The 19,838-nt window shown below is 69.8% G+C and carries 19 protein-coding genes and 2 tRNA genes; 4 read left to right on the top strand and 17 right to left on the bottom strand.

Annotated elements, in window-relative coordinates; all coding sequences use genetic code 11:
- Positions 1-184 precede the first annotated feature (184 nt).
- From AB0D99_RS12655 to AB0D99_RS12630, 6 genes are read right to left on the bottom strand one after another with little or no spacing between them, the layout of a single operon-like run.
- Positions 185-862, bottom strand: coding sequence for a class E sortase (locus AB0D99_RS12655; RefSeq protein ID WP_362359563.1), 678 nt, complete (start codon positions 860-862; stop codon positions 185-187).
- A 42-nt stretch (positions 863-904) separates the two neighbouring features.
- Complete coding sequence (locus AB0D99_RS12650) at positions 905-2,149, bottom strand: class E sortase (protein ID WP_362359561.1); 1,245 nt, start codon at positions 2,147-2,149, stop codon at positions 905-907.
- A complete protein-coding gene (locus AB0D99_RS12645) occupies positions 2,146-2,784 on the bottom strand; it encodes an aminodeoxychorismate/anthranilate synthase component II (RefSeq protein ID WP_362359559.1) in 639 nt (212 codons plus the stop codon). The genes AB0D99_RS12650 and AB0D99_RS12645 overlap by 4 nt, the downstream gene beginning before the upstream one ends.
- Positions 2,781-2,951: a hypothetical protein gene (locus AB0D99_RS12640; RefSeq protein ID WP_362359799.1), complete on the bottom strand. Its 171-nt coding sequence runs from the start codon at positions 2,949-2,951 to the stop codon at positions 2,781-2,783. The genes AB0D99_RS12645 and AB0D99_RS12640 overlap by 4 nt, the downstream gene beginning before the upstream one ends.
- A gap of 55 nt (positions 2,952-3,006) precedes the next feature.
- A complete protein-coding gene (locus tag AB0D99_RS12635; protein ID WP_362359557.1) occupies positions 3,007-3,684 on the bottom strand; it encodes a class E sortase in 678 nt (225 codons plus the stop codon).
- A gap of 19 nt (positions 3,685-3,703) precedes the next feature.
- Positions 3,704-4,471, bottom strand: coding sequence for a DUF881 domain-containing protein (locus AB0D99_RS12630; protein ID WP_362359555.1), 768 nt, complete (start codon positions 4,469-4,471; stop codon positions 3,704-3,706).
- A gap of 149 nt (positions 4,472-4,620) precedes the next feature.
- Here AB0D99_RS12630 and crgA point away from each other — a divergent pair, with 149 nt between their 5' ends.
- Positions 4,621-4,875 (top strand): cell division protein CrgA, encoded by a 255-nt coding sequence (crgA, locus tag AB0D99_RS12625; RefSeq protein ID WP_329118500.1) that lies wholly within the window; start codon positions 4,621-4,623, stop codon positions 4,873-4,875.
- Between the two features lie 284 nt (positions 4,876-5,159).
- Here the strand turns inward: crgA and AB0D99_RS12620 are convergent, their stop codons facing one another.
- Both AB0D99_RS12620 and AB0D99_RS12615 read right to left on the bottom strand, forming a co-directional pair.
- The gene (locus tag AB0D99_RS12620) at positions 5,160-6,026 is read right to left on the bottom strand and encodes a rhomboid family intramembrane serine protease (RefSeq protein WP_362359552.1); all 867 of its coding nucleotides are present in this window, start codon (positions 6,024-6,026) and stop codon (positions 5,160-5,162) included.
- A 116-nt stretch (positions 6,027-6,142) separates the two neighbouring features.
- Positions 6,143-6,670 carry a peptidylprolyl isomerase gene (locus tag AB0D99_RS12615; protein WP_362359550.1) on the bottom strand — a complete coding sequence of 176 codons (528 nt, stop codon included), beginning with the start codon at positions 6,668-6,670 and terminating at the stop codon, positions 6,143-6,145.
- A gap of 168 nt (positions 6,671-6,838) precedes the next feature.
- Here AB0D99_RS12615 and AB0D99_RS12610 point away from each other — a divergent pair, with 168 nt between their 5' ends.
- Complete coding sequence (locus AB0D99_RS12610; RefSeq protein ID WP_362359775.1) at positions 6,839-7,585, top strand: DUF5324 family protein; 747 nt, start codon at positions 6,839-6,841, stop codon at positions 7,583-7,585.
- A gap of 95 nt (positions 7,586-7,680) precedes the next feature.
- Here AB0D99_RS12610 and AB0D99_RS12605 read toward each other — a convergent pair whose 3' ends face one another.
- Positions 7,681-8,049 (bottom strand): DUF6344 domain-containing protein, encoded by a 369-nt coding sequence (locus AB0D99_RS12605; protein WP_362359548.1) that lies wholly within the window; start codon positions 8,047-8,049, stop codon positions 7,681-7,683.
- Between the two features lie 367 nt (positions 8,050-8,416).
- Positions 8,417-8,489, bottom strand: a tRNA-Ala gene (locus AB0D99_RS12600).
- Between the two features lie 129 nt (positions 8,490-8,618).
- On the opposite strand from AB0D99_RS12600, the gene AB0D99_RS12595 reads away from it, so the two are divergent.
- Positions 8,619-9,167: a DNA-binding protein gene (locus AB0D99_RS12595; RefSeq protein ID WP_362359546.1), complete on the top strand. Its 549-nt coding sequence runs from the start codon at positions 8,619-8,621 to the stop codon at positions 9,165-9,167.
- 66 nt (positions 9,168-9,233) lie between these two features.
- Positions 9,234-10,559, top strand: coding sequence for a serine/threonine-protein kinase (locus AB0D99_RS12590; protein WP_362359544.1), 1,326 nt, complete (start codon positions 9,234-9,236; stop codon positions 10,557-10,559).
- Positions 10,560-10,574: 15 nt separating this feature from the next.
- On the opposite strand, the gene AB0D99_RS12585 is transcribed toward AB0D99_RS12590, so the two are convergent.
- The 7 genes from AB0D99_RS12585 to gyrB form a co-directional block, all read right to left on the bottom strand.
- On the bottom strand, positions 10,575-11,927 hold the full coding sequence (locus AB0D99_RS12585; protein WP_362359542.1) for a hypothetical protein: 1,353 nt from the start codon (positions 11,925-11,927) through the stop codon (positions 10,575-10,577).
- Positions 11,924-13,825, bottom strand: coding sequence for a VWA domain-containing protein (locus AB0D99_RS12580; RefSeq protein ID WP_362359540.1), 1,902 nt, complete (start codon positions 13,823-13,825; stop codon positions 11,924-11,926). The genes AB0D99_RS12585 and AB0D99_RS12580 overlap by 4 nt, the downstream gene beginning before the upstream one ends.
- Before the next feature lie 155 nt (positions 13,826-13,980).
- The gene (locus tag AB0D99_RS12575; protein ID WP_003958712.1) at positions 13,981-14,115 is read right to left on the bottom strand and encodes a DLW-39 family protein; all 135 of its coding nucleotides are present in this window, start codon (positions 14,113-14,115) and stop codon (positions 13,981-13,983) included.
- A gap of 188 nt (positions 14,116-14,303) precedes the next feature.
- Positions 14,304-14,377 (bottom strand) — tRNA-Ile (locus tag AB0D99_RS12570).
- Positions 14,378-14,473: 96 nt separating this feature from the next.
- Positions 14,474-15,037 (bottom strand): DUF3566 domain-containing protein, encoded by a 564-nt coding sequence (locus tag AB0D99_RS12565; RefSeq protein WP_362359538.1) that lies wholly within the window; start codon positions 15,035-15,037, stop codon positions 14,474-14,476.
- Between the two features lie 105 nt (positions 15,038-15,142).
- A complete protein-coding gene (gyrA, locus tag AB0D99_RS12560; protein WP_362359536.1) occupies positions 15,143-17,743 on the bottom strand; it encodes a DNA gyrase subunit A in 2,601 nt (866 codons plus the stop codon).
- A gap of 41 nt (positions 17,744-17,784) precedes the next feature.
- Positions 17,785-19,833, bottom strand: a complete 2,049-nt coding sequence (gene gyrB, locus AB0D99_RS12555; protein WP_362359534.1) for a DNA topoisomerase (ATP-hydrolyzing) subunit B — start codon at positions 19,831-19,833, stop codon at positions 17,785-17,787.
- Between the last annotated feature and the right edge of the window lie 5 nt (positions 19,834-19,838).

Below are 19,838 nucleotides of genomic sequence, written 5' to 3'. Positions count from 1 at the left end.
GACATCGCGACGGGAAGGGCCCCGGCATCCTCGTGGATGCCGGGGCCCTTCCCGTCGTCTGCGTGCCCTGCCCGTGGTGTGGTCTGTTGTGCCCTGCCCGTCGTCCGTCAGGCCCTGCCCGTCGTCCCTCAGGCCCTGCCCGTCGTCCCTCAGGCCCTGCCGTCGTCCGTCGGCCCTGGGCCGCTCAGCGCAGCTCCGCCGGCGGGGTGCGGGCGTTGTCGACCTTCTCGGTGCGCTCCAGCTCGCCCCACACGATGTAGCGGTAGTCCGAGGTGTACATCGGCGTACAGGTCGTCAGCGTGATGTAGCGGCCCGGCTTCGTGACGCCCGACTCCTTCGGGATCTGCTGGAGGACGTCCACGTTGTACTTCGTCGTCTCCGGCAGGGTCTTGTAGACCTTGTAGACGAACCAGGTGTCCTTGGACTCGAAGACGATCGAGTCGCCGTTCTTCAGCTTGTGGATGTTGTGGAACTTCGCCCCGTGCCCGTCCCGGTGCGCGGCCAGCGTGAAGTTGCCCTGCTTGTCCTGGGGGAGGGCCGACTTGATCGGGTCGAGGTAGTAGCCGGCGACACCGTTGTTCAGGGTCTCGGGCGCGGTGCCCTTCTTGACGAGTATCTCGTCGTCGCCCATGGCCGGGACGTGCAGGAAGCCGATGCCGCCCTTGGTGTCCAGCGCGCCCGGTCCCTGCGCCGCCCACTGGTCGCGGACCTGGTCGCCGTCGCGGCCGGCGGCGCGGTCGGCGAGGACGTTGGTCCACCACAGCGAGTAGACGACGAAGAGTCCGAGCACCAGGCCCGCGGTGATGAGGAGTTCACCGAAGACACTGATGACTCCGGCGATCCGGTTGCGCGCACGTGCCACTGCGTCGTCCCGTCTGAGGTGTGGGTCGTGAGGTCGAGGGTCTCAGCCTACGAGCGCGTCCGGCTTTCCCTTGCTCCGCGGGCGTTCCTCGACCATCTTGCCCCACACGATCATGCGGTACGTGCTGGTGAATTCGGGCGTACAGGTCGTCAGGGTGATGTAGCGCCCCGGCCCCGTGAAGCCCGACTGCTTCGGCACCGGGTCGATGACCGACACATTCGACGGCGCCGTCTGCGGCAGGATGCTCGCCATCTCGTACGTGTAGTACGCGTCCTGGGTCTCGACGACGATCGGGTCGCCGGGCTTCAACTGGTTGATGTAGCGGAACGGTTCGCCGTGCGTGTTGCGGTGTCCGGCGACGGCGAAGTTGCCCTGCTTGGCACTGGGCATCGCCGTCTTGAGGGTGCCCTCCGCGTAGTGGCCCACCATGCCGCGGTCCAGGACCTTGGGCTTGCTGATGCCCTCGGCGACCGGGACGACGACGTCCAGCTTGGGGATGTACATGATGGCGAAGCCCTGGCCCGGCTCGAACTCGCCCGGCGCCCGGCCCTTGGCCCAGGAGTCCTCTATCTGCCCCTTGGCCTGGTTCGCCTGCTGGCCGGCGCGGACGTTCGTCCACCACAGCTGGTAGGTGACGAAGAGCAGCATGACCACGCCGAAGGTGATGAACAGCTCGCCCACGACCCGGCTCGCGACGACCCCGACGCTCTCCTTCTGTGCCTTGGCCGCCCGGCGGGCCTCGACGCGCGAGAGCGGGGCGGCGGGGGCCTCGGAGGACGTCTCCGAGGGCTCCGGGGGCGTCGCTCCCCGGCGACCGCGTCCCTTGGCGGCCTTGCGGCGCTCGGCCCTGCCGGGGCCCGGGAGGGGCGCCGCTGGGGTCTCGACGGTCCGCAGGGCCATCGTCCCGGCGTCCGGCTCGTCCTGGTCGTCATGGGGCTCGTACGGCGCCTCGTAGGACGTGTCGGGCGTGGGCTCGGGCGACGGCGCGACGGAGGGTTCCGGTATCGGCTCGTACGAGGGCGTCTCGTAGGCGGTCGTCCCGTACCCGGCGGCGTCGTAGGCGGACGGGTCGTACCCGGGCGTCTCGTAGCCGGACGGGTCGTACGCGGGCGTGTCATAGCCGGGCGTCTCGTACGTGGGCGTCTGGTACGCCTCGTAGCCGGGCGTCCCGTATTCCTGCGTGGTCTGGTACGCCGTGCCGTCGTACGGAGCCGTCGGCGTCGGCTCCCCCGGCCCCGGCTCGACCGGCGGGTTCGTCGCCCGGAACCACGGCGACCCCTCGGTCACGCGACGGCCTTGCCCACCACCGGCGCGAGCCCCGCCGACCGGCCCACCGCCCCCTTGTCGCCGCACTGCTCCAGCCAGTTGGCGAGCATCAGGTGGCCGTGCTCGGTGAGCACCGACTCGGGGTGGAACTGCACGCCCTCGACCGCGAGATCGCGGTGGCGCAGCCCCATGATGATGCCGTCGTCCGTGCGTGCCGTGACCTCCAGCTCGTCCGGCAGCGCCGCGGGCTCGGCGGCCAGCGAGTGGTAGCGCGTCGCGGTGAACGGTGAGGGGAGGCCCGCGAAGACGCCCTTGCCCTCGTGCGTGACGAGGGAGGTCTTGCCGTGCAGCAGCTCGGGGGCCCGGTCGACGACACCGCCGTACGCCACCGCCATCGACTGCATCCCGAGGCAGACGCCGAAGACGGGCACGCCGGTGTTCGCGCAGTGGCGGACCATGTCGATGCAGACACCGGCCTGTTCGGGCGCGCCGGGGCCGGGCGAGAGCAGGACGCCGTCGAAGCCGTCCTGCGCGTGGCCGAGTTCGACCTCGTCGTTGCGCAGCACCTCGCACTCGGCGCCGAGCTGGTAGAGGTACTGAACGAGGTTGAAGACGAAGCTGTCGTAGTTGTCGACGACGAGAATCCGCGCGCTCACTGGCCGTCCACCGTCACATCGTTGAACGGAAGCAGCGGCTCCGCCCAGGGGAACACGTACTGGAAGAGGGCGTAGACGACCCCGAGGACGAGTACCAGCGAGATGATCGCCCTGATCCACGCGTTGCCCGGCAGATGCCGCCAGATCCAGCCGTACATGACGTCCACTGCCCCTTCCGTTCGTTACGGGCACCAGAGTACGGGGGATCGGGGCTGTCAGGGGTCAGCCGGCCAAAGCCCGTGGCTTGCCCTGCGTCACAGGCTGGGTGGCGTCCAGGTGCGCCCAGGCGATCAGGCGGTGGCTGCTGCCCCACTCGGGCTCGCAGGTGGTGAGGGTGAGATAGCGGCCCGGTCCGTCGAATCCGGACTTCCGGGGGACGGGGTCGATGACGCCGATGTCGGTGGGGACGGTCCGGTGGGGCGGGCGGGCGACGCGGTACGTGAACCAGGTCGTGCCGTCGGTGAGGACGACGGCGTCACCGGGGCGCAGACGGGGGAAGTCCTTGAACGGATCTCCGTACGTGCGCCGGTGGCCGGCGACGGAGAAGTTGCCGGTCTCGCCGAGGCGGGCGGTGGCGGCGTAGTGGCCGAGGCCCTTCTTCAGGGTGGCGGTGGAGGTGCCCTCCAGGACGGGCCACTCCCAGTCCCTGCCGAGTCTGGGTATGTACATGACCGCGATGCCCTTGCCCGCCGTGTACGCCCTCGGGGGCGGTGCGGCCGCCGTGGTGTCGGGGACGGGCCGGTCGATCCACTCCTGCTCCAGGGTGTCGATCTGGCCCGCCGTCGCGCTCTCGGCCTGGACTCCGGTCCAGAACATCACGTACACGACGAAGAGGACGATCACGGTTCCGGCGGTGATGCACAGCTCGCTGAGCGTCCTGACGATCAGTCGCACCGCCACCGGCCGGGCCTCCCCGCAGTCAGCTCACAGGCTTCGCGTAGTGGAGATCCACTGTGCCGGAGTAGCCGGGCAGAGTCACCGCCCTGTGCTCGTTCACTTTCCAGCCGAGTCCGTACGCCTTCACGTACAGCTGGTAGTTCTGGACGGCGGGCGCGTCGGCGAGCGCCGTCGTCAGCTTCTCCCGGTCGCCCACAGCGGTGATCTTGTACGGGGGCGAGTAGACGCGGCCCTGGAGGATCAGGGTGTTGCCCACGCAGCGCACGGCGCTGGTGGAGATGAGCCGCTGGTCCATGACCTGGATTCCCCGGGCCCCGCCCTTCCACAGGGCGTTCACGACGGCCTGGAGGTCCTGCTGGTGGATGACGAGGTCGTTGGCCTGCGGTTCGGGGTAGCCGGGGGCGGCCTGGGCGTTCGGCGGGGCGTCGTTGAGGGTGACCGTCAGGCCCTGTCCGGAGATCGGGGTGGTGCCGGCGGCCGTCTCCAGGGCGCGCAGCTTGGCGTCCTCGGCGCGCGTGGAGCCGTCGTCGCGGGCGGCGAGGGCGTCGACCTGGCCGCGCAGGGCGGCCGTGGACTCGTCCAGGCCGGCGTTCTTGTGGCTGCGTTCCTCGATCAGGTCGGAGAGCCTCAGCAGGGAGGCGTCGGTCCGGATGTTGGTGCCCTTGGCGGTGTTGAAACTGGTCACGAAGATCAGTCCGGCGAGGGCGAAGACGGCAGCGGTCAGCACCCGGACGGGGCGCCACCCAGTGGTTCGGCCCGGCCCGGGGGATGAGTCGGCGGAATTGCTCAACGTACCCTGATCCCCTTCGGTGCCGCGGAAGCACTACGCTAACGGACGCCCGGGGGACGCAGTGGTCCTCCTACGTCACAGTCGTCCCGCCCCGGCGCCAGCCACAGTTCCCTGCGCGGTCACGCAGCGCATCGACAGGAGAGTCCCTCGTGCCGAAGTCACGTATCCGCAAGAAGGCCGACTTCACGCCCCCGCCCGCCAAGCAGGCCACCAACATCAAGCTGACCAACCGCAGCTGGGTGGCTCCCGTGATGCTGGCGCTGTTCGCGATCGGGCTGGTGTGGATCGTCGTCTTCTACGTCACCGACGGCACGCTGCCGGTGAAGTCCATCAACAACTGGAACATCGTGGTGGGCTTCGGCTTCATCGCGGCCGGGTTCGGCGTCTCCACGCAGTGGAAGTAGCTTCTCCCCGCTCTGCCCGTCAAGCCTTGCCCTGAACTTATCCACAGCGTTGTGCACAGCACTGGATAACTTACGAAGATCTGTGGATAACTCAAGGGTAGGTTGACGCCGGTGTGACTGCGGCACCCTCGCCCGAGGTGCACCCCGCCCCTCACTCTCGCTGGAAATGGCCAGCTCAGGAGTGGGGGGCGCGGTCGTTCCCCAGTAGATGCACAAGATCCACCACGCGCTGTGGATAACTCTGGGGAAAGCTTTCCGGGAAGCTCGTCCACAGCCCTCGACGCTCAGGTGAGCGCGGCCGAGCGGGCGAGGACCATGCCCAGGTCGATCAGGAGCACCAGTCCACAGGCCGCGTACTGGACGACGTTCCGCCGGGCCCTCGGCGCGTGCAGCAGACCGTAGGCGACCAGGGCGCCGCCGACGAGACCGCCGATGTGCGCCTCCCAGGAGATTCCGGGCCGGGTGAACGTCAGCAGCAGCGACAGGCCCACGAAGAGGATCACCGGCCGCATGTCCAGCCGCTGGCGGCGGGTGAGCACCGCCCAGGCGCCGATCAGGCCGAAGACGACTCCGGAGGCGCCCAGCGAGGGCTGGTTCCCCGGGGAGAGCAGAAAGGCGAACGCCGAGCCGGAGAGTCCGGAGAGCAGACAGAGCGCGGCATAGCGGATCCGGCCGAGCTCCGGCTCCACGATCCCGCCGATGACCCACAGCCCCAGCATGTTGAAGACGAAGTGCGCGACCTCCTGGTGCAGGACGGTCGAGGTGATCAGCCGGTACCACTCGCCGTCCGCGACCCCCACCACCTCGGCGAGCGCCGGGTTGTAGGCGTAGCCGATCAGCGACAGCTCGTCCACGACCCGGTCTCCGGCCACCTGGACGGCGATGAAGAGGGCGAGGTTGATCGCGATGAGGATCTTGGTGATCAGACGGCCGTCGGACGCCACCCGGCCGCCGGCGAGGGTCCGCGGCTGGTTGGCGTCGGGGGCGTGGCCCGTGCCGGAGCCGTTGCGCACGCAGTCGGGGCACTGGAAGCCGACCGAGGCGGAGATCATGCACTGCGGGCAGATCGGCTTCTCGCAGCGGGTGCAGCGAATGCCTGTCTCGACGTCCTGGTGGCGGTAACAGCGCGGCAGGCCGGACTGCGGCTCCATGGAGGGCCCTCCCGAGGAGATGGGGCGACGAGGCGGCACCCCGCCCTCCTGATACGGATGGGCGGGGCGGAAAGGTTCCCTGGCGGGACGGGCCGACCGGCCGTCCGGCTACCCGGTCAGCGGGTCTCGATGACGACGGACTCCAGCACCACGTCGTCGAGGGGACGGTTGGTGTTCGCGTTCACCGGAGTCGCGGCGATCGTGTCGACGACCTTCTTGCTCGCTGCGCCGACGACCTCGCCGAAGATGGTGTGCTTGCGGTTCAGCCAGGTGGTGGCCCCGACCGTGATGAAGAACTGCGAGCCGTTCGTGCCCGGGCCCGCGTTGGCCATCGCCAGCAGATAGGGGCGGTCGAAGAAGAGCTCCGGGTGGAACTCGTCGGCGAACTCGTACCCCGGTCCGCCCGTGCCGTTCCCCAGCGGATCCCCGCCCTGGATCATGAAACCCTCGATGACCCGGTGGAAGACGGTGCCGTCGTAGAGGGGCTCGGCGGCGACGTTGCCGGTGGCCGGATGCGTCCACTCCCGCTCGCCCCGTGCGAGCTCGGTGAAGTTTCTGACCGTCTTCGGGGCGTGGAACGGCAGCAGCCGGACCTCGATGTCGCCCAGGCTGGTCTTGAGAGTGGCGTAGAGCTGCTCGGCCACGGTCCGCCTTCCGTAAGTCTCCACTGACGCGGATCGCATCCTCGCACGGAAGGGACGGGGCGATGCCCCGGATGCCCGCCCCACATGCCGGACCGCGACAGGGCAGGCATGATTTCGAAATGGGCGGAAAGGCGAAAACCCGACACCGCCACCGAGGAGGAGGATCCCGTGACCCGGATGGACAGCGTGCGCGCCGCGACCGATTCGGCCAAGGACAGCGTGCTGCACGCCGCGGAAGTGGTGGCGCCCTATGCGAACACGGCCAAGGAGCAGGCCTCGCAGTACGCCGGCACGGCCATGGACCAAGCCGCGCTCTACGCGCACGAGGCGCGCGTCAAGATCGCGCCGAAAGTCTCGAAGGCCGCGAAGCAGGCCCGCAAGCAAGCTCGTGTGCAGTACGAGTGCCATGTCGCACCCCATGTACCGCCGCGGGTGGACGAGGCCGCGCAGCGTGCCGCGATCGTCACCCGCAAGGCCGCCCGTCAGGCGGCCGACTACACCGTTCCGCGTGTCGAGAACGCGGTCGCCGCGACCGGTCCGGTCCTCGATGAGGCCGGGTCGCGTTCGGTGGCCGCCTGGGCCGCTCTCCGCGGACAGGTGACACCGAAGGAGATTCGGAAGATCGTGAGGAAGCACGAACGTCGGGCCAAGGCCGGACGTGTCGCCATCGGACTCGCGATCTTCGGCGTGGTGCTCGGCGGCGCCTTCGCCGCCTGGAAGTGGTGGGACAAGCAGGCCAACCCTGACTGGCTGGTCGAACCGCCCGCTCCTACCGAGGTCGATGAGGGGATGTCGGAACCGTCGTCCCGTACGTCACCGCTGTCGTCCGTCGACGGCAGTGGAGCTCTCGATCCTGAGGTGGAGGCCAAGGAGGCCGAGGCCGAGGACGACGCGGGGCGCGACGAGCGTCGCTGACCGCGGGGGTCGCCTGCACGGACCGCCTCCGCGTTGCGCGGTGGCGTGGTGCGCGAGGGATCGTGGGGCACGGGGAAGAACGGACTCCCCGCGCCCTACGCCTTCGCGGCCAGCGCGAGGTCCGTCAGCTCCGTCTGGTCCGTCAGCGAGGTCTCGTCCGGGGAGCCGGCGGGCAGGTGACGGACGGAGGGCGAGGAGTTGTGCGCCTCGGCGCCGATGCGCTGCTTGATGGTGGGCGGCAGCGAGCGGTCGCGGACCCAGGGCCACTGATGCGCCGCCCGCTGTGCCGGTACGACGGCGTGGGTGCGCGCGGCCGCGCCGGCGGGCGAGGTCGGCTCCTCCGGCTGCTGGACGGCGGGAGCCTGCGCGGCGGTGGCGGTGGACGCCAGGCCGACGGAGGCGAGCAGGGCGAAGAGTACGGAGATGAAGGCGGTCCAGAACTGCTTGACCTTGGCGGTGGCCATGGCCCCTCACTTTCGTGACGTTCTCGGATGGTGCATTTCGATTTGCGCGCTTTTCGTACCTTCCTCATGATGTGGACGGACGGCCCGATTCCTCGGAGCGACGCCGCCTCCGCGCAGTTCTTCCGATGAACACCACCCGTACGGCTCAGCGGGCACCCATGGGCTCCGTGCCGCGCGGGCCGCTTCCGCCTGTCGCCCGGCGCGCACACGGCCTCGGGACGTCCGGTCACCGACCGCGCCTCCGCGCCACCGGCCCGCCCCGGCGGCTCCGTCGCGGGGCCCGGGGGTGGGCCGACCCACCTGCCACCGGCACCATGACAAAAGCCCCTCCGCACCGCGTTCGCGCGGTTCGGAGGGGCTTTTCCGGTGGAGCCTAGGGGAGTCGAACCCCTGACATCTGCCATGCAAAGACAGCGCTCTACCAACTGAGCTAAGGCCCCGGAACGAGAACAGAGTACCGGGTCACCCCCTCTTTCCCGCAAAAGGATTGGGACTCCCCGTCTGCGACCACGCTCCGTAAGATGCTGATCGAGGTTCGCAGTGGCGAACCGCAGGGATGGGGAGAAGCAATGGACACAGCGCAGCAGGAAGCCACGGCAAGAGCCAGAGAGCTTCAGCGCAGTTGGTACGGAGAGCCGCTGGGGGCGCTCTTCCGTCGCCTGATCGACGATCTCGGGCTGAATCAGGCGAGGCTCGCGGCCGTGCTCGGTCTTTCGGCGCCCATGCTCTCCCAGCTGATGAGCGGCCAGCGGGCCAAGATCGGCAACCCTGCCGTCGTGCAGCGTGTCCAGGCCCTTCAGGAGCTCGCCGGTCAGGTCGCGGACGGCAGTGTCAGCGCGGCCGAGGCCACCGACCGCATGGACGAGATCAAGAAGTCCCAGGGCGGCTCCGTGCTGACCGGCACCAGCCAGACCACGACCAGCTCGGGCGCGCCGACCGTGCGCCGCGTGGTCCGCGAGATCCAGTCGCTGCTGCGCTCGGTCGCGGCGGCCGGCGACATCATCGATGCGGCGGACTCCCTCGCCCCGGCACACCCGGAGCTGGCAGAGTTCCTCCGGGTGTACGGCGCCGGGCGTACCGCGGACGCGGTCGCCCATTACGAGTCGCACCAGAACTGACGCAGAGCAGCCGGTTCGGCGTTCACAGCAGCACGAAACGGCACGACGGGGAGCGGGCGCAGCGCAATGGGTGAGGTCTTCGCTGGTCGGTACGAGCTGATCGACCCGATCGGACGCGGTGGCGTCGGTGCGGTGTGGCGTGCGTGGGACCACCGGCGCCGCCGCTACGTGGCGGCCAAGGTGCTCCAGCAGAGCGACGCCCACGCACTGCTCCGCTTCGTCCGGGAGCAGGCGCTCAGGATCGACCACCCGCATGTCCTCGCCCCGGCCAGCTGGGCCGCGGACGACGACAAGGTGCTGTTCACCATGGATCTGGTGGCCGGCGGGTCTCTGGCGCACGTCATCGGCGACTACGGCCCGCTGCCGCCGCGCTTCGTCTGCACCCTGCTGGACCAGCTGCTCTCCGCACTCGCCGCGGTGCACGCGGAGGGGGTCGTGCACCGCGACATCAAGCCGGCGAACATCCTGCTCGACGTCACCGGGACCGGGCGGCCGCATCTGCGGCTGTCCGACTTCGGCATCTCCATGCGCAAGGGCGAACCCCGCCTCACCGAGACCAACTACGTGGTGGGTACGCCCGGTTACTTCGCGCCCGAGCAGATGATGGGAGCGGAGCCGGACTTCCCGGCCGACCTCTTCGCGGTCGGCCTGGTCGCGCTCTATCTGCTCCAGGGCCAGAAGCCCGACTCCCGTGCCCTGATCGAGTACTTCATGGCGCACGGGACCCCGGGAGCCCCGGAAGGCATTCCGGAGCCGCTGTGGCAGGTCCTCGCGGGCCTGCTCCAGCCGGACCCGCAGGCCCGTTTCAAGACGGCGACGGGCGTGCGCAAGGCGCTGACGTCGGCGGTCGAGATGCTGCCCGAGGCCCGCCCGGACGAGGAGCCGGTCGAGGTCTTCGACCAGATCGGCCCGCTGCCCGCCGGCTTCGGCCCGAACGGCCCGGAGACCCGGGACGCGGTCCGGCCGCCGGCCGCCCCCGACTCCGTACCCGCGCAGCCCCGTCCACAGCCTCAGACACAGCCACCGTCGGAGCCACAGCGGCCACGGCCGACGCCGAGCCCCTCCGAGACGGGCAGCTTCCACCTGCCCCCGCCCCCTCAGCCGGTCGCCGCCCCCACACAGCCTCCGGTCACCGTCCCGTCCGCGCATCCGGCCTCCCCCCATCCCGCCGCCGCGCCGGACTTCGCCCAGGCCCCGACGGCCGCGGTGTCGTTCACTCCCGCCTCCACTCGTCAATACACCGCTCACGCCCATCAGGTTCCCGCCCAGGTCTCTCCCGCGGCCGTGGTACCGGCAAAGCGACCGGGACCGCCCCCGAAGGTGGCGATCCCGGTTCTGGTCGTCGCGTTGATCTGCTTCGCCGTCGGCATCTGGGCGCTCACCCAGACCTGACCGACGGGCCCCCGGCTACCGGGTCGTCGGCGGTCCGAACTGCGGCGGCCCGTCCTGCGGCGCCGTCCGCGCCGCCCGGCGCCGTCCGGCGAGCGTCCACAGGCCGAGCCCGACGATCAGCACGGTCCCGGCTCCGATCCCGGCCGCCGCGACCACGGCCATGCCGTCGCTCTTGCTCGCCTGCGGCCCGCTCGCCCCACTGGCCGCCGCGTCCCGGTCGTCGTCGGTGACCTTGAAGACCCCCGCGTCACCGTCGTACGCGGGCCCGTCCTTGGCCGTGCCGGTGACGTTGACCCGCAGGGTCAGCGGCACCGGCTTGTCCCCGTACTCCTCGGCGACCTCGGGGCTGAGCGTCGCCGACAGGTAGTACCAGCCCGCGAACCGCAGCGCGTTGGTGTAGCTGTTGGAGGAGTAGCGGTTCTCGAAGGCGACCGGCCGGTGCGGGTCGAGCGCGAGCGTCGCCGGCTTGCCGTCGTAGCTGATGGTGTCCTCGTCGACATGGCCGAGGGCGGGGTTGTCGAGCGACAGGACCAGCGCGTTGCTCACGTACGTCGTGGAGCCCGAGGGGCTGCTGCCGAGCTCCGCCGTGGCGAAGAGCTGCTGCCCCCAGTCGACGGGCACCCGGTAGAAGAGCGTCTGCCCGGGCTTGATGTCGGCGCGCCACTCGCCCTCCGTCAGGGAGGTGGCGTCGTGGAAGCCGGCGGCTCCCTGCCGCTTCTGCGGGCCGCCGGCGGGCGGCGGGGGCGAGGAGGAGGGCCAGTTGTCGGGCAGCGCGGTGGGCCCTGTCTTCTTCACGCCGGGCTCGGTGGAGTACCGGATCTCCAGCTCCCAGTCGTCGGGCGTGGAGACGGCCTTGGAGGTCCGCTCGACCAGCACGTAGTAGGCGCCCGCCTGCTGACAGGTGGAGCTGTCGGCCTCGATCGTGCGGTGGGCGTACGCGGCGATGGGCCGGGTGAACCCGGCCGACCCGAACGCCGCGTCCTGGTAGCCGCACTGCGAACCGGATCCGTCCTGGAGGCTGACCTTGATGCCGTCGCCGTACTCCACCTTGCCGCCGGCCTCGGGGACGGCGACCACCGACACGTAGGCGTTCTGCTTCGCGTCCAGATCGACCCGGTAGTAGAGCTTGCCGTCCTTCTTGATGCCGTCGCGGTAGCTCTGACCGGCCTTCAGCTGCTGGGCGTCCAGGCTGGACGCGGCGCCCTCGACCCGCGTGGCGCCGCCGTCGAAGGCGTACGGGTCCTCGCCTGCCGCCCATGCCGCGCCCGGCAGCACCGCGGCCGTGAACACCGTCGCCGCACCCGCCGCGGCGACCAGGGACCCGGCCGCCCGCATCGTCCCGCGCTGCCTCTTCACGCGCCTGCTCACGCGCCTCTCCTCGTGTCCGTAGCCGTCCCGCCCCGTACCCGCTTCACGGCGAACACCGCCGCCGCGATCAGCACGAGGGCGCCGCCGCCCGCCAGTGCGGCCCCGGTGACGGTCCATCCTGCCCCGCCCGTCCCTCCGCTGTCTGCGTGCGCGGACGATTCGCCCTGCTTGTCGGCCTTTCCGGCCACCGGCGCCGCGCCGTGCTCCGGCCCCGTCAGCTCCTCGCCGAGGACCGCGATCCGCAGGACCATGGCGACCCGCGGGTTCCGGGCGATCTCGGCCGTCTCGGCGCCCAGCGTGACGGCGATGTAGAAGCCGCCGGTGGTGTGCACCGGGACGACGTTCGGGTTGCTCTCGTACCGGTTGGTCCAGGCGATCGGCACCGTGCCCATGCTCAGCGCGGCGGGGCTGCCGTCGTACGTGGTCCGGGAACCGAACTCGCCGGTTCCGCCGCCGACGGGGTGGCGGGCCGGTGTGTAGACCTGGGTGCCGCCGTACGACGTCACCGACGACGTACCGTCGACGGTCGGCTCGTTGGCGAACTCGACGTCGTAGCGCAGCTGCTGTCCCCAGCCGACGGGGACCTTGTACCAGAGGGTCTGCGAGGGCAGCAGACGGTCGCGCCACACACCCCGTCCCAGCTCCCTGGCGTCGTTGAAGCCGGTCCCGCCGCGGACGTCCTTCGGGTTGCCGGTGGGCAGGACGGCCTCCTTGCCGCCGGCTCCGTACTCCGGCCGCGACTGCGCCGGGGTGACTCCGGCGCGCAGCGGCTCCTCCGCCCCGAGGACCAGCTCCAGCGGCCAGCGGGCCGCGTCGGACGCCGGCTTGCTGGTGCGTTCGACGACGAACCAGTAGCGGCCCGTCTTGTCACAGGTCGAGTACCGCTCCTCGGTGGGGATGCGGGAGACGGCCGAGGTGAGCGGGACGGCTCCCTCGGCCTGGTGGAAGATCTCGCTGTCGGTCGCGCAGGTGCCCTCGCCGGCGGCGTGGGCGTAGACGAGGCCGGTGCTCAGCTTGTCGACGGTGTCCACGGCCGCTCCGGGCTGCGGCACGGCCGTCGCCGAGAAGTCCACCGTGGAGGCGTCGTCCAGGTCGACGGCGTAGTACCGCTTCTCGCCCGGTCCGATGGTGTCCAGGTACTGCCCCGGTACGAGCGCGGGCGCCCGGTCGCTCGTCGGCGTGCCCGTGATCTGCTGGCCGCGCAGCCGGTAGCCGTCCGCCGAGAGCCGCGAGGCCCGCTGGAGCTGGCGGGCGAGCGCGTCCGCGTCGGGGGCGTCGTAGTAACGGCCGTTGCCCGCCTCGGCGATGCACTCCAGTTGCTCGCGCGCCGCGCCCTCGACCTGGAAGCCGACGGTGTCGATCCGCAGTCCGACGCCGTCCTTGGCGAGCTGTGCGGCGACCTCGCACGGCTTGGGGGTGCCGCAGGTGTCCTCGCCGTCGGAGATCAGCAGGATGGTGCGCGACGCGATCGTCCCGCCGGAGGGCTCGGGGAGGTCCTGGGCGGCCTTCCGCAGGGAGAGCCCGATGGGCGTGTCGCCGGTGGGCCGCAGGGCCGCCACGGCGGCCTTGAGCCCCGCCCTGTCCAGCGGTGCGACGGGCCGGACGAGCCGGGTGTCCGTGCAGCCCTCGGGCCGGTCGGCGCCGTAGACCCGCAGTCCGGTGGGATGCCCGTCGGGCAGGCCGTCGACGACGGTGCCGACGGCGGTACGGGCCGCCTCCATCCGCGTACGTCCCGAGCCGTCGTCGTCGCCCATGGAGCCGGACGAGTCCAGCACCATCACGAGGCTGCCGCCGCCGGTCGCCTCTCCGTCGGCCGCGGCCGCTCCCGGTGCCGGCGCGAGCAGCAGGGCGAGCAACGCCCCCACCGCCCAGCCGACCGCCGTACGTCGCTCTCTCATGCCCGTCCCCCTTGACCGCGACCACTCAACTTTGCTCTCGCAACCTATTCATTTGCGTAGGTGAACTCAAGAGGAGCGGTGTCACGGTCCTGAAACAGCGCGAAGCCCCGGCCGCTCGTAAGCGGCCGGGGCTTCGCCCTCAGACAATCTGCGACTCAGACACCCGAACCTGCGGGCACGGAGTCGGTCGCCTCCGTCCACAGATCCTGCTCGGCGCGATCCGCCTGGATCTGGCGGTACACGAGGAGCCCGCCGATGGCGGCCAGTGCGACCAGGAGAAGCTTCTTCACCGCGCGACCTCGTCTTTCGTTGACGTAGGAGACTTCTGACGCCCACTCTACACACCGACCGATACCGATCGGTGACCTAGGCCGGGCCCGTGGCGTGAAAAGCAATCGGCCCGAACGGGTGAACCGTCCGGGCCGCCCCCTCGACGGCGAAGACCCCCGACCGTGATCGATCGGGGGTCTTCATGCTGTGGGGCTAACAGGATTTGAACCTGTGGCCTCATCCTTATCAGGGATGCGCTCTAACCAACTGAGCTATAGCCCCGCCGCGCTTTGCGGTGTGTGTCCCGCGCGCTGACTCCTGAAGATTAGCGCACGTGGGGGCCAGTCCCAAAATCGGTTCCGACGGACCCCCCACGGGTCACTCGTCCTCCGCCAGCGTCAGCTCCACGCCGCCCACGAATCCGGCGGACAGGTTGTAGATGAACGCCCCCAGAGTCGCCAGCGCGGTCATCAGGACCACGTCGATCACGGCGATCACGGAGGTGAACATGAGCACCCGCGGCAGCGAGAGGAACGACTGCAGATCGAAGCCGTTGGACTCGTTCGAGCCCGTCGCCTCGCTGATCGTGCCGCCGACGGTCGAGAAGACGCCCATGGCGTCCATGACCATCCACAGCACCGAGGCCGCCACCACCGTGCAGATGCCCAGCGCGATGGAGAGCAGGAAGCTCACCTTCATCACCGACCACGGGTCGGCCTTGGCCACCCGCAGCCGCGCCTTGCGCGTACGGGGCGTGGTGCGGGCCCCCGTCCGCGGACGGCGCACCGCTCCGGTGTTCTGACCGCCGGCGCCGGGCGCCTGAGCGCCGTACGCCTGCGGCGGGTGGTAGGGCCCGCTCGGCTGCTGCGCGCCCGCGCGATCGCCGGGCAGCGGCCCGTTGTACGTCTCGTACGAGGGCCCCTGCCCTCGGGTGTCCGTCACCGCAACCCCCTGGGAGTCCGTGGCGGAACCACGGGCACCGTTCGCTCCAGCACCAGCAGAAGCTCCGGCAGCCGCCGAACCGGCGCCCGTGGCTCCACTCACGCTCTACTCCTCGTGCTCCCCGGCCGAGGGCTGGGTGCCCTCGGCTGCTTCGACCGCGGTCGCGGCCTCGACGCCATCGCCGTCCGCGCCCGCTTCGACCTCTTCGGCCTCGCTGCCCGCCTCGGCGTTCCGCGCGATGCCGACCACGGCATCCCGCTTGCCCAGGTTGATCAGCTGGACGCCCATGGTGTCACGGCCGGTCTCCCTGACTTCGTTGACTCGCGTGCGAATCACACCGCCCGACAGCGTGATGGCGAGGATCTCGTCCGTCTCCTCGACCACCAGCGCGCCCACGAGCGAGCCCCGGTCCTCGACGATCTTGGCGGCCTTGATTCCGAGGCCACCGCGACCCTGGACGCGGTACTCGTCGACGTTGGTCCGCTTCGCGTACCCACCGTCGGTGGCGGTGAAGACGAACGTACCCGGCCGGACGACATTCATCGAGAGCAGTTCGTCGCCCTCGCGGAAACTCATGCCCTTGACGCCGGACGTCGCCCGCCCCATGGGGCGCAGCGCGTCGTCCGTCGCGGTGAAGCGGATCGACTGCGCCTTCTTGCTGATGAGCAGCAGATCGTCCTCCGCCGACACCAGCTCGGCGCCGATCAGCTCGTCGTCGCCGCCGTCCTCCGTCTCGCGGAGGTTGATCGCGATGACACCACCGGAACGCGGCGAGTCGTAGTCCTTCAGCGCGGTCTTCTTCACCAGACCGGCCTTGGTCGCGAGGACCAGGTACGGCGCGGCCTCGTAGTCGCGGATCGCGAGGATCTCCGCGATCTGCTCGTCCGGCTGGAAGGCCAGCAGGTTGGCGACGTGCTGACCGCGCGCGTCCCGGCCGGCGTCCGGAAGCTCGTACGCCTTGGCCCGGTAGACCCGGCCCTTGTTGGTGAAGAAGAGCAGCCAGTGGTGCGTCGTGGAGACGAAGAAGTGGTCGACGATGTCGTCCTGCTTCAGCTTCGTCCCGCGCACGCCCTTGCCGCCGCGCTTCTGCGAGCGGTAGTCCTCGGTCTTCGTCCGCTTCACATAGCCGCCACGCGTGATGGTGACGACGATGTCCTCCTCGGCGATCAGGTCCTCGATGGACATGTCACCGTCGAAGGGCACCAGCTTGGAGCGGCGGTCGTCGCCGAACTTCTCGACGAGCAGTGCCAGCTCCTCGCTGACGATCTGCCGCTGGCGCTCCTCGGAGGCGAGGATCGCGTTGTACTCGTTGATCTTCGCCTGCAGCTCGTCGTGCTCGGCGATGATCTTCTGACGCTCCAGGGCGGCGAGCCGGCGCAGCTGCATCTCGAGGATGGCGTTGGCCTGGATCTCGTCGATCTGCAGCAGGCCCATCAGGCCCTCGCGCGCGACCTCGACCGTCTCACTGCGCCGGATGAGCGCGATGACCTCGTCGATCGCGTCCAGCGCCTTGAGCAGACCGCGCAGGATGTGGGCGCGCTCCTCGGCCTTGCGCAGCCGGAAGCGGGTCCGGCGCACGATGACCTCGATCTGGTGCGTCACCCAGTGGCGGATGAACGCGTCCAGCGAGAGCGTGCGCGGCACGCCGTCGACGAGCGCCAGCATGTTCGCGCCGAAGTTCGTCTGCAGGTCGGTGTGCTTGTACAGGTTGTTGAGGACGACCTTGGCGACGGCGTCGCGCTTGAGCACGATGACGAGCCGCTGGCCGGTACGGGACGAGGTCTCGTCGCGGACGTCGGCGATGCCGCCGATCTTGCCGTCCTTCACCAGGTCGGCGATCTTCTGCGCGAGGTTGTCCGGGTTCACCTGGTACGGCAGCTCCGTGACCACCAGGCACTGGCGGTTCTGGATCTCCTCGACCTCGACGACCGCGCGCATCGTGATCGAGCCACGGCCGGTGCGGTACGCCTCCTCGATGCCCTTGCGGCCCACGACCAGCGCGCCGGTCGGGAAGTCCGGGCCCTTGATCCGCTCGATGAGCGCGTCGAGCAGCTCCTCGTGCGTGGCGTCCGGGTGCTCCAGCGCCCACTGGGCGCCGGCCGCGACCTCGCGCAGGTTGTGCGGCGGGATGTTGGTCGCCATACCGACCGCGATACCGGCCGAGCCGTTGACCAGCAGGTTCGGGAAGCGCGCCGGGAGGACCGTCGGCTCCTGGTTGCGGCCGTCGTAGTTGTCCTGGAAGTCGACGGTCTCCTCGTCGATGTCCCGGAGCATCTCCATGGCCAGCGGCATCATCTTGCACTCGGTGTACCGCATGGCGGCGGCCGGGTCGTTGCCCGGGGAACCGAAGTTGCCGTTGGAGTCCACCAGCGGCATCCGCATCGACCAGGGCTGGGCGAGGCGGACGAGCGCGTCGTAGATGGAGGAGTCGCCGTGCGGGTGGTACGTACCCATGACGTCGCCGACGACGCGGGCGCACTTGTAGAAGCCCTTCTCGGGCCGGTAGCCACCGTCGTACATCGCGTAGAGCACGCGCCGGTGGACCGGCTTCAGGCCGTCCCGCACGTCGGGCAGCGCACGCGACACGATGACGGACATCGCGTAGTCGAGGTACGAGCGCTGCATCTCGGTCTCGAGCCCGACGGGCTCGATCCGCAGCACCGGCTCTTCTTCTTCGGTCGTCACAGGGGGGTTCTCGTCGGCCATTGCTGGTCGTCAGTCCTTTCGTACGGTCAGCTGAGACCGACTCAGATGTCGAGGAAGCGAACGTCCTTGGCGTTGCGCTGGATGAACGAACGCCGGGCCTCGACGTCCTCACCCATCAGCACCGAGAACAGGTCGTCCGCCTGGGCCGCGTCGTCCAGGGTCACCTGGCCGAGGACACGGTGGTCCACGTCCATCGTGGTGACGCGCAGCTCCTCGGCGTTCATCTCGCCCAGACCCTTGAAGCGCTGGATCGAGTCTTCCTTGATCCGCTTGCCGTTCTGCTTGCCCAGCTCGACGAGCGCGTCCCGCTCACGGTCCGAGTACGCGTACTCGAAGTCGTCCCGGCCCCACTTGATCTTGTAGAGCGGCGGGCGGGAGAGGTAGACGTGACCGGCCTCGACCAGCGGACGCATGAAGCGGAAGAGGAAGGTCAGCAGCAGGGTGTTGATGTGCTGGCCGTCGACGTCGGCGTCCGCCATCAGGATGATCTTGTGATAGCGGAGCTTCTCGATGTCGAAGTCCTCGTGGACTCCGGTGCCGAAGGCCGAGATCAGCGCCTGGACCTCGGTGTTCTGCAGGATCTTGTCGATCCGCGCCTTCTCGACGTTCAGGATCTTGCCGCGGATCGGCAGGATGGCCTGGTACTGCGGGTTACGACCGGACTTGGCCGAGCCGCCGGCGGAGTCACCCTCGACGATGAAGATCTCGCACTTGGTCGGGTCGTTCGACTGGCAGTCGCTCAGCTTGCCCGGCAGGGACGCCGACTCCAGCAGTCCCTTGCGCCGGGTCAGGTCGCGCGCCTTGCGGGCCGCCACGCGCGCGGTGGCCGCCTGGATCGACTTGCGGACGATGTCCGCCGCCTCGTTCGGGTTCCGGTCGAACCAGTCCGTCAGGTGCTCGTGGACGACCTTCTGCACGAAGGTCTTCGCCTCCGTGTTGCCCAGCTTGGTCTTCGTCTGGCCCTCGAACTGGGGCTCGCCGAGCTTGACCGAGATGATCGCCGTCAGACCCTCGCGGATGTCCTCGCCGGAGAGGTTCTCGTCCTTCTCGCGCAGCAGCTTCTTGTCGCGGGCGTAGCGGTTGACCAGACCCGTCAGCGCGGCCCGGAAGCCCTCCTCGTGCGTACCGCCCTCGTGCGTGTGGATCGTGTTCGCGAAGGAGTACACGCCCTCGCTGTACTGCGAGTTCCACTGCATCGCGATCTCGACCGAGAGCGTGCGCTCCTTGTCCTCGGCCTCGACGTCGATGACGGTCGGGTGGATCAGCTCGCCCTTGCGCGAGTTGAGGTACTTCACGAAGTCGACGATGCCGCCCTCGTAGTGGTACTTCACCGTGCGCGCGGTGGGCTCGGCGGCCGCCTCGGCGTCCGGGTCGTCGGCGCCGACGGTCGCCTTCGCGGACTCGCGCTCGTCGGTGAGGGCGATGGTGAGGCCCTTGTTGAGGAAGGCCATCTCCTGGAAGCGGCGCGAGAGCGTCTCGAAGGAGTACTCGGTCGTCTCGAAGATGTCCGGGTCGGACCAGAACGTGACCGAGGTGCCGGTCTCGCTGGTCTCCTCGTGCTTGGCGAGGGGCGCGGTCGGGACGCCCAGCTTGTAGTCCTGGGTCCAGCGGTGGCCGTCGGTCTTGATCTCCACCGAGACCTTGGTGGAGAGGGCGTTGACGACGGAGACACCGACGCCGTGCAGACCGCCGGAGACCGCGTAGCCGCCGCCGCCGAACTTGCCGCCCGCGTGGAGGACCGTCAGCACGACCTCGACGGCGGGCTTGCCCTCGGACGGGACGATGCCGACGGGGATGCCTCGACCGTTGTCGACGACGCGCACGCCGCCGTCGGCCAGGATCGTCACGTCGATGGTGTCCGCGTGGCCGGCGAGGGCCTCGTCGACGGAGTTGTCGACGACCTCTTGCACCATGTGGTGCAGTCCCCGCTCACCGGTCGAGCCGATGTACATGCCGGGGCGCTTGCGGACCGCGTCCAGACCCTCGAGGACGGTGATCGCGCTGGCGTCGTACGACGCAGCGTTGGCGGACGGAATGTTCTCGTTGGGGTTGCCGGAATCGGCCACGAAGCGCCCTTTCTGGCACAGCACAGGCC

The organism is Streptomyces sp. NPDC047971 (genome assembly GCF_040653355.1).
GTDB lineage: Bacteria > Actinomycetota > Actinomycetes > Streptomycetales > Streptomycetaceae > Streptomyces.
The sequence above is the reverse complement of the archived record's forward strand: the minus strand, read 5'-3'. Positions and strand labels throughout refer to the sequence as shown.